This window comes from Micromonospora sp. PRAS1, assembly GCF_059553435.1.
Map to the genome: position 1 here is coordinate 157,258 of NZ_JCANNB010000012.1, position 11,548 is coordinate 168,805.

Genomic DNA, 11,548 nt, shown 5'->3' on the forward strand with positions numbered 1-11,548 from the left:
ATTCCACGATGGTCTCTGCTCGTACCGGATCGCCGGCGTGATAGAGCAGGATGGCGAGGAGGCCGCGTTGCTTCGCGGTGCCGAGCGGTACAGATCGTCCTCCGATCCTGAGTTCCGTGGGCCCCAGAATCGTGAACTCCATAGACCTCACCCCTCGCCGGATCTGATCAATGATCGGCTATTTTCATTCTGTTCGATGCTGTCGAGAGCGCCAACCCTCCTGCTCAGAGTCTGAAACCGGACATTCCACTGTCTAGTGTCGGGTGAGCCGGTTGCAGGGTCGCTGGCAATGTGATCGCAAGTTCTCCTTCGGACGCTGACCTCCTCGGCTTCATGACAGGGGAGGAAAGAAATGACGTCACTGGAATGGTTATCCGCGCCGGTTGGCATCGACGCAGACAAGTGGGTTACCCGCGCCGGATGCCGAACGGTGCTCGCCGTGGCGCACACGATCGCCAGCTGCCACCGGCTGCTCGACGTAATCGATCACGTCGAGGGGGATTCCCGGGTGCAGGTGGTTTTCACAGTGGCACCGGACGTGTTCAACCAGCAGGTGCACCGCCACCTGGAACGGCTCGGCGCGCTGCTGCTGCCCTGGCGGCAGGCGGTACGGGAACGATTCGACCTCGGCATCGCCGCCTCCTGGGGAGGGTTGCCCCAGTTGCACGCCCCCCTGCTGGTGATGGCGCACGGCGCCGGCCGCAGCAAGCGGGTACGGCCGGGGTCGTACGGCGGCCCGACGCTTGCCGAACCTGCGATCTACGGTCTCGACCCGCAGCGGCTGACCCATGGCGGCCGGGTGCTGCCGACCGCCCTCGCCCTCTCCCACGCACACGAACTGGAGGTGCTGCGCGCCCAGTGCCCGGAGGCGCTGGCGGTCGCGACCGTCGTCGGCGATCCCTGCCTCGACCGTCTCGTCGCCAGCCTTCCGATGCGCCGCGCCTACCGCCACGGCATGGGAGTGCAGGACCATCAGGAGCTTGTCGTGGTCAGCTCCACCTGGGGCCCGGACGGCCTGTTCGGACACCGCCCCGACCTGCTGCCGATGCTGATGACCCAGCTTCCGGCCGACCGCTACCGAATAGCCGCGCTGCTGCACCCGGCCGTCTGGGACGCGCACGGACACCGTCAGATCAGGGCGTGGCTGCGGCACTGCCGCGAGGCGGGGCTACTGCTACTCGACCCCACCCAGGACTGGCGTGCCCTGGTCGTCGCCGCCGACCACGTCATCGGTGACCACGGTTCGGTCACCGCGTACGCGGCAGCCGTCGGGCGACCGATCCTGGTGCTGCCCGGCCGGCGGTCGGCACCCGCCGCCGGGTCGCCACAACACCTGGTCACCGCCACCGCCTCCCGCCTGGATCCGGACCAGGCGCTGCCACCTCAACTCGACGCGTCCCGGGTACTCGACAAACAGGCGGTGCTGGCCGCCCTGACCGACCACCCGGGACGGGCCGGCACGCTGCTGCGCCGCACCATGTACCGCCTTCTCGGGCTCACCGAGCCGGGTCGGCACCGACGAATCGATCCCGTACCCGTGCCGCATCTGACCGCCGGGAGGCCGTGCCGTGACACCTTGCACTGATCTCGTTGTGATGGCTCTCCTGCCGTTCCGGCCGACGTCCCGGCTCACCAGACTGGCCGACGTCGTCCTCACCACGATCGAGCACGGGGCTCCGGCCGCCGTCTGCGACGACGTGTTCAGCGCCTACCCCGGGGTGTCGCTCGTGGTCACGCAGGGACCCGGGGGCGAGGTCGTGGCGCAGACCCGCGACGGCCGCCGGCACCGCCTCGACCCCGGCACGCCACCGGTACGGCTGGCCGTTCCGGCCCTGGCTGCCCTGGCCCGGGAACTCCACCACCGCTGGGTCACCGACGAGCTTGCCCGCCGGCCGCCGGGACCGCGGGACCCGCTACGGGTTGTCGAGTCGATCGAGTCGACCGCGTACCGCCGCGAGTCGGGGCGAGCCGATCGCGTCGAAGACCTCGACGGCCGCGAGATAGTGGCGCCGTGCCTGCTCGTCGTCACCCCGCCGCTCGGCGACGCGCCCGAGCAGGTCCAGTGCCTCTGCCCGCTCGTTGGCGGACCCGAGCTGAGTCATCCGCCGAGCTGCCTCGGCCGCCGCCTCGGCGGCGGCATCGAGATGACCGAGACCGAGTTCGGCATCGGCGAATCCGAGCAACACCCGCGCGCCGTTGTAGGGGTCGATCTCGGTCAGGCCGCGGAAGATCTCGTCCGCCTCGGCCAGCAGCGGCAGCGCCTGCGCCGGTCGACCCGTCCGGGTCAGTAACATGCCCAGGTTGAGGCAGGTCAGGCCGAGACTGCGCGGGTTTGGCAGGTCCCTGCGGGCGGACAGGATCCGGGTGTACGCCGCCACCGCCTGCTGGTCCCGGCCGGTGTCGGCGTACAGGGTGGCCAGTCCTTCCTCGGCGTCGACGGCCCCCTGCACATCGTCGGCGGCCCGATACCGGTCCACCGCCGCCAGCCCGTACGACTCCGCGGCGTCGTGCCTGCCCATCCTGCTGTGCACCCTGCTCAGCCGCTTGAGCATGTTCGCCTCGGCCAGCAGGTTTCCCCAGGCCCGCGCCGCCTGGAGGCCCCGCTCGTCCACTTCGAGGCGATCCGTGTAGTCCTTGACGTAGAGGAACAACGGCCACATCACGTCGCTGAGCTGCCAGGCAAGCTCGTGACAGCCGAGCCGGAACGCGGCTCGCCCGGCAGCCAGCAGGTTGCTCCGCTCCCGCTGCAACCAGGCGAGGGCGGCGGCGCGGTCGCCGAAATCCGGGAGCACCTCGGGCGGCCGCTTGTGGACGTAGGGCAGGCGGCGGCGATACGGCGTCACCACGAGATCGGCGCGGTGCGCGGCGGCGAAGTAGAACTCGGCCATCGCCAGGTGCACCGCCTGCCGCTCCACCTCCGGATCGTGCCGCTCGGCCATCTCGCGGGCGTAGAGTCGCAGCAGGTCGTGGTAGCGGAACCGATCCTCGGCGACCTCCTCCAACAGGCTCGCCTCCAGCAGCTCCTCGACCAGGCCCGCCACCCGGGCATCGGCCCCGGCCACCGCGGCGACGAGCTCGGCGCAGAACTCCGGCCCCGGATGCAGCGCCAACCTGCGGAACAGCGCCGCGCCCTCAGGCGTCAGCGCCTGGTACGACACCTCGATCATCGCTCTGATGGAGAGCCCTTCCACGGCGGACAGGCGCGCCAACCGTTCGGTCTCGTCGGCGAGTTCGGTGACCATCCGCCGGACGGTCAGCCGTGGTCGACCGGCCAGGCGGCCGGCGGCCACCACCAGTGCGAGCGGCAGACCGGCGCAGATCCGGACCAGCTCCTCAGCAGCCCCGGGCTCGTCGGCGATCCGCTGCCGGCCGACCGTACGCGCCAACAGTTCCACGGCGGCTGTCGACGGAAGCGGGTTCACCTCGAACAACCGGGCGCCGTCGGGGACCAGTCCGGTCAACCGGCGGCGGCTGGTCACCACGACCATCGCGGACGCGGACGCCGGCACCAGCGGCCTGACCTGGGCGGCGGAGAACGCGTCGTCGAGCAGCACAAGCATCGACCGGTTCGCGGTGACCGTCCGGTAGAGCGCGACCTGCTCCGGCAGGTCCACCGGGATCCGCTCCGGCGGCACTCCCAGGGCCCGCAGGAAAGCCGCGAGCGCCGCGCCGGGATCCAGCGGCGCGTCACCACTGAAGCCGCGAAGGTCGGCGTGGATCTGCCCATCCACAAATTTTTCGCGTACGCCGTGCGCCCACTGTCTGGCCAATGCGGACTTGCCCACGCCGCTCGGTCCGCAGAGTACGACGAGGTTCCCGCCCTGGCCGAGAGTCTGATCCAGTTCGCGCATCTCCGCCGACCGGCCGATGAAATTCGTCGAGGCTGCCGGAAGTTGCCGGGGAATCGGGTTCCGTTCGCGTACCGGGCCGGTGACGTGCACGTCACCGTGGATGACCCCGGCCTGCACACTCGGCCCGAGCACCGTTCCGGAAAGCTCATTCGCCGTCACCTGAGGCGCGCCTCGCCCGACTCCGGGATGTTCGGATTCCAATCGACGACGCCCTTCGCCTGCGGCTGGCCAGAAATCCGCCGTCGAAGACTAGAAATTGATGTCTCCACGGATGTCATGTGCCTGCACCACCCGCTCTGCCGTGCCGTTGAAATTGTTTACCACATTGTGCTGGTGATTCTCGCCCGGTGAATTCGACAGCCGGCGCCAGGCACTTGTCACCGCCGCAGCGAAGGCGGGATCACGGGACATCTCGTTCGTCAGGAACGCGGCCAGGGTGGCCTGGTGGGACCGCTCGTCCGGGTGATCCATGGCGGCGGTCAACGCGTCGCCCTCCCGGGTCCCCGGCCGGAAGCGGGACCGGACCACGCGTACGAGCGCAGCCGTCGCCGTGCGCGCGCCCGACGCGAGCGCCTCGGCACCCTTGGTTGCGAGCGTGGTCGCGACGGCCAGAACGAGCTGATCTTCCATCGGCGCCCCCCGGCCGAGCTGGAGATAGGCCGACCTCAGTGTCGTGACGGTCAGCCTACCCTGCGTGAGCCGAACTTTGACCGTACGTGCAGATAGTGTTGACTTTCAATTATCAGTCATGTGCAGCTATTGCCCACCTTGTTTGCGCCTGACGGGCTATGCCATCACATATCGTGAAGGATCTTGCATGTGTCGCCTCGATCGCATAGCCTTCCGCCGTGGTAATGATCTTTACGTTTGTCGCCGTCGCCGCCGACCTCGCCGCCAACCTTGCTGCCGTCGCATTGCCTGCTGCGGAACAGGCGACCATCCACGATGGTGTAGAGGTCCTGGCCTGGATCAAGTGGGTTTAGTGACGCTCTGTAATGGCGTAGTAAGACTTTGAAGTGTGCCGCCCGGAGGGGCGGCACACATCTTTTGGATGGGTGGTGGCCGGTGTTCTGTTCCACAGCATGCGGAGCGCCGGCACGCTCATCGCCACTTCGGTTCGCGCGCGGGGGCTGTCAGTCGTCCGCGCGGTGCTCGGCCAACCGGGCGAAGGCCGTGGCCTCCTGATCGAGGAAGTGTCGGGCCCGCCGGCCGAACAGCAGTCGTACCAGCGGGGCACCCGGCCCGGACCAGGAGATGCCGAGCTGCAACGACACGGCGGAGCCGGCCGGACGCAACAGATGCGTGGCCGTGGTCCGGACCCCAGGGGACTGGGCCACCCAGGTGAAGTCCGCCTCGGGGTGCCACTCGGTGATCCGGTAGGTTGCCGCCAGGAGGCCCGGCTGGCGAATCCGGAAACCGCTGCCGACCGTGATCGGCCCGGGACCGTCGACTCGTTCGATCTCGTCCACGGTGGGAAGGAACTCCGCCCAGCGGTCGAGGTCGCTGATCACCCGCCACAGCGAGGCGCGATCGGCCCTGATGAGGCGGTCGACGGTTATCGACATGACCCGGATGGTACGCAGACCCGCTCCGTCCCTGGCCGAGTCTGGCTGAGGTGCTCGACCTGCGGGCCGACCGGCAGGCCATGGTGCGCGACTTTCTCGCGAGCGTCACCCCGGAACAGCTCACCGAGCCGCGTCAGCACCCGTGGTCACCCGAGCGCGAGGTGTCGGTCCTGCGCTGCCTGCACGTGATCCTGCACGAGGAGTGGGAGCACCTCCGCTTCGCGCTGCGCGACCTCAACGCGCAGCAGAAGGACTCGGCGTCGACCTGACGTACCGGGTGATCCAGAGGCGCGGGATGACCTCCTGCTCGGCGACCGGTACGAAGCCGAGGGCCTCGTAGAGGGTCCTCGCCGGCAGGTTCGCTCTTGCGGTGGAGACGATGGTCCGACGGTGACCGGCTGTGGCGAGAAGCGCGCCCACCAAGGCTCTGCCCGCCCCCTGCCGGTGCGCCGCCGGATCGACCACGAGCCGGTCGATGTCCACCTCCGCGTGCTCCTCGGACCATGCGATCGCGCCGATCAGTCGCCGCTCCTGGAAGGCGCCGAGCCAGCGCAGTGGCGCCCTGCGCAGCTCGTCGAGCGTCTCGTGCAGGGGCGGGATCCGGTCGTCGCCGATGATCGACGCCTCCACCGCGTACGCCGCCTGCTGTATCGAGTGCAGCGCTTGCGCCAGGCGTTCGTCGCCGCCGGGCTCGATCTCGGTGATCTTCACCAGCCGATTGTGGTGTACGGATCGCCGTTCCGACATGACGGCGGTCAGCGGCGGGTCGCGAGGACCACGCCGCTGAGGCAGAGCGCGCCGCCGAGCAGGGCGAGCACTGCCGGCACCTCGCCCAGCAACGTCCAGGACAGCAGGACGGTCACCGGCGGCACCAGGTAGGTCGCGGCCGTGGTTCGGCCCGCGGTCCAGCGGGACAGCACGTAACCCCAGGTGAGGAAGCCGATCGCGGTCGGGAACACGCCCAGGTAGAGCATGCCGAGGGTGGCCGCTGCCGGGGCCGCGGTCAGCTCGCCGAGGAGCGCCGGGGCGAAGGGGAGCAGGGCCGCGGTGCCGGCCAGCGCGCCGAGCCAGGTCATCGTCACCGCGTCCACCCGGGCCAGCAGACGCTTCTGAAGGAGTACGCCGAAGGCGTACAGCATGGCGGAGAGCACCGCCAGCGCGACGCCCACCTTGTCGGCGTGCCCGGTGAAGCCACTGGCGGCGATCAGGGCCACGCCCGCGAAGGCGACCGTCACCCCGACGCCGAGTCGGCGGGTGAGCCGCTCGCCCAGGACGAGCACCGCGGCCACCGCGACCAGGATCGGCGCGACCGAGACCAGCAACGCGGCCGTTCCCGCGTCGACCAGCCGCTCGGCGGCGTTGAGCGCCACGTTGTAGCCGCCGAACCAGGCCACGCCCCAGAGCGCGATAAGCGCCAGCGTCCCGCCACGGGGTGCGCCGGGCCGCCGCGACGTCGGCCCATCCGGCTCGACCGTGCCGGGCCGGGATCGTCCGCTGCGGTGCCGCAGGGCGGCGGTGACCGCCACGAACGCGGTAAGCGCGATCGACGCGGCCAGCATGCGGCCCAGCGCCATGGCGCCGGGGGAGTAGTCGTGCCCGGCGAACCTGATGCCGACGAAGGCCGACGCCCAGAGCAGCACCGTCGTGCCGGCGGCGGCCACGATCGGCCAGGAACGGGGCCGCCCGGCGGGCGGGGCGGACGCCCGGGGTCGGGCCTCCTCGGCGGCGGCCCGGGTGGGGGCGGCCCCCTCGGCAACGGTCTCCAGGTAGGTCATGCGCTGATTCTCGTCCGCGCGACTCTTCAGTACCAGCGACTATTTCTTCACGACGATTAAGCCGCGCTTTATAGTTGTCGGATGCTCGACGTGCATCGCCTCCGGGTCTTCCGCTCCGTCGTGGCCTCCGGGTCCGTTCAGGCAGCCGCCGCCAACCTGGGCTACACCCCCTCCGCGGTCAGCCAGCATCTCGCCGCGCTACAGCGCGAAACGGGCCTGGCCCTGCTCTCCCGGGCCGGACGGGGCCTGCGGCCCACGGCCGCCGGGCATGCCCTCGCCGCCGAGGCGGACCGGGTGCTCGCCCGCCTCGGCGAGGCCGAGGCGTTGATCGCGGACCTGCGCTCGGGTCGTACCGGCGCGTTGTCCATCGCGTACTTCGCCTCGGTCGGCGCGGCGTGGATGCCCCTCGTGGTGCGCCGGGTCACCACCGAACTGCCCGGCGTCCGACTCGACCTGGAACTGCGTGAACACATCCCGGACAGCCGCGAGGAGCGCGCCGACCTCCAGGTGGTGGTCGGACCCCAGGGCTTCGAACCCGGCTCGGGCTTCACCGCCCACCATCTCCTCGACGACCCGTACGTCGCCGTGCTGCCCGCCGGGCACCGCTTCGCTGACCGGCAGGAGATGGACCTGGCCGACCTCGCCGACGAGCGCTGGATCGACAACGACTTCGCGCGCGGCTGGTGCCGCGCCAACCTCATCGAAGCCTGCACCGCCGCAGGTTTCAGCCCGGCCTTCCAGGTCGAGGCGCACGACTACCCGACCGCGCTGGCCTTCGTCGCAGCCGGCATCGGCCTCACTGTGCTCCCCGCACTCGGCACGGCCAAGCTGCCCGACGGCGTGACCCGCGTCCGGCTGCTCCGCCCCACGCCGATCCGGTCGATCTACGTGGCGGTGCACGACGCCGTCGAGCACACCCCGGCGGTGCAGACCGCGCTCGCCGCGCTCCGCGAGGCGGCGGGCACGAGCCCGCAGTAGCAGCCGAGTCGCGCGGGAGATGCCCATCGACCCCTGGTCGCCGCGTGGCGAGAAGTAGGAGATGCCTTCGTCGTGGGACTCAAGGCGGACAGCCTGCGGTGACGGTGGCAGGTCCCGCGACCGGCTCGGTGACCAACATCCACGCCGGGCCGGCATCGGGGGAGCGATGGTCAGCTGTAGCGTGATTTCACTGTGAAATTTTGATTTCCCTGTGAAATCACGGCTGTTCGATGACGCGCCCGCGCCCGCGCCCCTGGCACCGTGGCGCCTCCGCTACGCCAGCCGCTGTCCGGCAGATTTTTGGCCGGCGATGTCGAGAACCGGTGGTCGGCTCCGTCCCAGGGGTGCGAGTGACCAGAATGGGTCGCACCAGCACCGAGGAGAACCACGATGGCCAAGTACCTGCTGCTCAAGCACTACCGGGGCGCTCCGGCTGCGGTGAACGACGTGCCGATGGAGAAGTGGACGCCGGAGGAGATCTCGGCGCATGTGCAGTACATGCACGACTTCGCGGCCCGGCTGGAGAAGACCGGGGAGTTCGTCGACGGTCAGGCGCTCGCCCCCGAGGGGACGTTCGTCCGCTACGACGGCCCGGGGCGCCCGCCGGTCACCGACGGCCCGTTCGCCGAGACCAAGGATCTCATCGCCGGCTGGATGGTGATCGACGTCGACAGCTACGAGCGTGCCGTCGAGCTGGTCGGGGAATTGTCGGCCGCGCCCGGGGCGGGCGGGAAGCCGATCCACGAGTGGATCGAGCTGCGCCCCTTCCTGACCGCGCCGCCCACCATCACCGAGTGACCCACCCGATGGACGAGGCCCTGCTCCGGCGCCTCACCCCGAGCGTGCTCGGTATCCTCGTCCGCCGCGGCGCCGACTTCGCGGCGGCCGAGGACGCCGTGCAGGACGCCCTGGTCGAGGCGGTCCGGGCCTGGCCGGCGGACCCGCCGCGCGACCCTAAGGGCTGGCTCGTCGCGGTGGCCTGGCGCAGGTTCCTCGACGCGACCCGGGCGGACGCGGCCCGCCGCCGACGGGAGGATCTCGTCGACGACGAGCCGCCGCCCGGGCCCGTGCCCGAGGTGGACGACACGCTCCAGCTCTACTTCCGCTGCGCCCACCCGTCGCTGACGCCCTCCTCCGCGGTCGCGCTCACGCTGCGTGCCGTCGGCGGGCTGACCACCCGGCAGATCGCCCAGGCCTACCTGGTGCCGGAGGCGACAATGGCGCAGCGCATCAGCCGGGCCAAGCGCACCGTCACCGGCGTACGGTTCGACCAGCCCGGCGACGTCGCCACCGTGCTGCGGGTCCTCTACCTGGTCTTTAACGAGGGCTACTCCGGCGACGTCGACCTTGCCGCCGAGGCGATCCGGCTCACCCGGCAACTCGCCGCCGCGATCGACCATCCGGAGGTGGCGGGCCTGCTCGCCCTCATGCTGCTGCACCACGCCCGGCGGGCCAGCCGGACCGCGCCCGACGGCAGCCTGGTGCCACTCGCCGAGCAGGACCGGGGCCGCTGGGACACCGGGTCGATTGCCGAGGGAGTGCAGATTTTCCAGGCGGCCCTCGCCCGCGACCGGCTGGGCGAGTTCCAGGCCCAGGCCGCGATCGCGGCACTGCACGCCGACGCGCAGAGGGCCGAGGAGACGGACTGGGTGCAGATCGTCGAGTGGTACGACGAACTGGTGCGCCTCACCGACAGCCCGGTCGCCCGGCTCAACCGCGCGGTGGCCGTCGGCGAGGCCGACGGAGCGCGCGCCGGGCTGGCGGCGCTCGCGGCGCTGGACGACACGCTGCCACGGTACGCGGCGGTGGCGGCGTATCTGCACGAGCGCGACGGCGACCTGACCACGGCGGCGCGGCTGTACGCCGAGGCCGCCCGCAAGGTACCCAACCTCGCCGAACGCGACCACCTGACCCGTCAGGCCGCCCGGGTCAACGCCCACCGGTCGCGCTGACGCGTCAGGGGTCGGGCGATCGTCCGGTCCGTGACGCAGCGCGCCCGTCACATCCGGCGGCGCTGTCCGGTCCTGGTTGGCGTCGCCGGGCGGACACGCCTGGCGTCCCGACCGAGACAGAGGGTGTGAGAGACATGAAGATCGCCGTACTGGGTGGTACCGGGCTCATCGGGTCGCAGGTGGTCAGGATCCTCCAGGGCAAGGGGCACGAGGCCACGCCGCTCTCCCCGGCCAACGGGGTGGACCTGCTCACCGGCGAAGGCCTGGACACCGGGCTCAAGGGCGCCGACGTCGTGGTGAACCTGACCAACTCGCCCACCTTCGACGAGGAATCGGCAGGCTTCTTCCGCACCACGATGGAGAACATGCTCGGTGCCGCCCGGCGGGCGGAGGTGGGGCACGCCGTGATGCTCTCCATCGTCGGCGTCGACCTGGTGCCGGAGAACCCCTACTACCAGGCCAAGGTGTTGCAGGAGGAACTGCTCAAGGCCGGTCGGCTGCCGTACTCGATCGTCCGCGCCACCCAGTTCTTCGAGTTCGTCGACGCGATCCTCTCCTGGACCAGCGACAGCGACACCGTACGGCTGCCCGACACCCCGCTCCAGCCGATGGCCTCGGCCGACGTGGCGAAGGCGGTGGCCGAGGTCGCCGTGGGCGCGCCGCTGAACGGCATCCGGAACGTGGCCGGCCCCGAGGTCTTCCGGCTCGCCGAACTCGGTCGGGTCACCCTGGCCGCCAAGGGCGACCGCCGCCCCGTCGTCGTCGACCCCACCGCCGGCATGTTCGGTGCGGTGCCCGGCGACGCGCTGATCGCCCCCGAGGACGCGTTCCTCGCGTCGACCGCCTACCGGGAGTGGCTGGCGACCCGCTGACCGACGCGGGCGGTGGCCGGCACGTCCTGCGCGTTGCCGGCCACCGACCATCGGCAGCCCCGGCGCCAACTGGCCCGCCCACCGGAACGGAAAATGGTCATGAGTCGACTCGGCACCCTGTCCACCCTGCTCGATGACCCGGAAGTACATGAACTGATCTTCGGGCTGGCGCACGTCGTCACCGCGACCTCATCCGCCCGGCCCGGTGCCCCGCGACTGCGCGCCGTCGTCCTCCGGCTCGCCCAGGCCACCGAGCCGGAGCAGTACCACAGCTGGTTGTCGGCGGACGCGCCAAACCGGACGATGACCGTCGAACAGGTCCGGCTGGCCATCGGCGACCGGGCGATCGGCGACCTTGCCCTGCTCATGCGGGGCAGCCCGGGCGCGGTCGCCTGGCAGCTCGCCGCCGTCCTGCCGGACCTCGTGGACGCGGCCAGTCCCAGTGGGGAGGTGCTGGACGCGGTCCGGCTGGCTCGGGAGATCGCGTGGCAATGGTGAGCGCCTCTCCATCGTCGCTCGGACGACATCGCGCTGCTCGCCGTCCGGGTTGACGGC

The 11,548-nt window shown here is 70.8% G+C and carries 13 protein-coding genes and 1 pseudogene; 8 read left to right on the top strand and 6 right to left on the bottom strand.

Annotated elements, in window-relative coordinates:
* Positions 1–439: 439 nt before the first annotated feature.
* Positions 440–1,585, top strand: coding sequence for a hypothetical protein (locus tag AC507J_RS14165; RefSeq protein ID WP_496289605.1), 1,146 nt, complete (start codon positions 440–442; stop codon positions 1,583–1,585).
* 328 nt (positions 1,586–1,913) lie between these two features.
* On the opposite strand, the gene AC507J_RS14170 is transcribed toward AC507J_RS14165, so the two are convergent.
* Entirely contained in the window at positions 1,914–4,010 is a 2,097-nt protein-coding gene (locus AC507J_RS14170) for a hypothetical protein (protein ID WP_496289606.1), read from the bottom strand.
* A 90-nt stretch (positions 4,011–4,100) separates the two neighbouring features.
* Entirely contained in the window at positions 4,101–4,481 is a 381-nt protein-coding gene (locus tag AC507J_RS14175; protein WP_496289607.1) for a hypothetical protein, read from the bottom strand.
* A 218-nt stretch (positions 4,482–4,699) separates the two neighbouring features.
* Here AC507J_RS14175 and AC507J_RS14180 point away from each other — a divergent pair, with 218 nt between their 5' ends.
* Positions 4,700–4,834 (top strand): hypothetical protein, encoded by a 135-nt coding sequence (locus AC507J_RS14180; protein WP_496289608.1) that lies wholly within the window; start codon positions 4,700–4,702, stop codon positions 4,832–4,834.
* A gap of 150 nt (positions 4,835–4,984) precedes the next feature.
* Here the strand turns inward: AC507J_RS14180 and AC507J_RS14185 are convergent, their stop codons facing one another.
* Positions 4,985–5,416 carry an SRPBCC family protein gene (locus AC507J_RS14185; RefSeq protein ID WP_496289609.1) on the bottom strand — a complete coding sequence of 144 codons (432 nt, stop codon included), beginning with the start codon at positions 5,414–5,416 and terminating at the stop codon, positions 4,985–4,987.
* 26 nt (positions 5,417–5,442) lie between these two features.
* Here AC507J_RS14185 and AC507J_RS14190 point away from each other — a divergent pair.
* Positions 5,443–5,685: pseudogene (locus tag AC507J_RS14190) on the top strand (DinB family protein); the annotation flags it as partial.
* Here the strand turns inward: AC507J_RS14190 and AC507J_RS14195 are convergent.
* Positions 5,651–6,127, bottom strand: coding sequence for a GNAT family N-acetyltransferase (locus AC507J_RS14195; RefSeq protein ID WP_496289610.1), 477 nt, complete (start codon positions 6,125–6,127; stop codon positions 5,651–5,653). The pseudogene AC507J_RS14190 and the gene AC507J_RS14195 overlap by 35 nt on opposite strands.
* A gap of 44 nt (positions 6,128–6,171) precedes the next feature.
* Complete coding sequence (locus AC507J_RS14200; RefSeq protein ID WP_496289611.1) at positions 6,172–7,191, bottom strand: DMT family transporter; 1,020 nt, start codon at positions 7,189–7,191, stop codon at positions 6,172–6,174.
* An 81-nt stretch (positions 7,192–7,272) separates the two neighbouring features.
* Between AC507J_RS14200 and AC507J_RS14205 the strand changes: the two genes are divergently transcribed.
* From AC507J_RS14205 to AC507J_RS14220, 4 genes are all read left to right on the top strand, one after another.
* Complete coding sequence (locus tag AC507J_RS14205) at positions 7,273–8,169, top strand: LysR family transcriptional regulator (protein WP_496289612.1); 897 nt, start codon at positions 7,273–7,275, stop codon at positions 8,167–8,169.
* 390 nt (positions 8,170–8,559) lie between these two features.
* On the top strand, positions 8,560–8,967 hold the full coding sequence (locus AC507J_RS14210; RefSeq protein WP_496289613.1) for a YciI family protein: 408 nt from the start codon (positions 8,560–8,562) through the stop codon (positions 8,965–8,967).
* Positions 8,968–8,975: 8 nt separating this feature from the next.
* Positions 8,976–10,121: an RNA polymerase sigma factor gene (locus AC507J_RS14215; protein ID WP_496289643.1), complete on the top strand. Its 1,146-nt coding sequence runs from the start codon at positions 8,976–8,978 to the stop codon at positions 10,119–10,121.
* A gap of 134 nt (positions 10,122–10,255) precedes the next feature.
* Positions 10,256–10,993 carry an SDR family oxidoreductase gene (locus AC507J_RS14220; RefSeq protein ID WP_496289614.1) on the top strand — a complete coding sequence of 246 codons (738 nt, stop codon included), beginning with the start codon at positions 10,256–10,258 and terminating at the stop codon, positions 10,991–10,993.
* On the opposite strand, the gene AC507J_RS14225 is transcribed toward AC507J_RS14220, so the two are convergent.
* On the bottom strand, positions 10,966–11,094 hold the full coding sequence (locus AC507J_RS14225) for a hypothetical protein (RefSeq protein ID WP_496289615.1): 129 nt from the start codon (positions 11,092–11,094) through the stop codon (positions 10,966–10,968). The two genes, AC507J_RS14220 and AC507J_RS14225, sit on opposite strands and share 28 nt — an antisense overlap.
* Here AC507J_RS14225 and AC507J_RS14230 point away from each other — a divergent pair.
* Positions 11,093–11,491, top strand: a complete 399-nt coding sequence (locus AC507J_RS14230; protein ID WP_496289616.1) for a YidB family protein — start codon at positions 11,093–11,095, stop codon at positions 11,489–11,491. The genes AC507J_RS14225 and AC507J_RS14230 overlap by 2 nt on opposite strands.
* Positions 11,492–11,548: the final 57 nt, after the last annotated feature.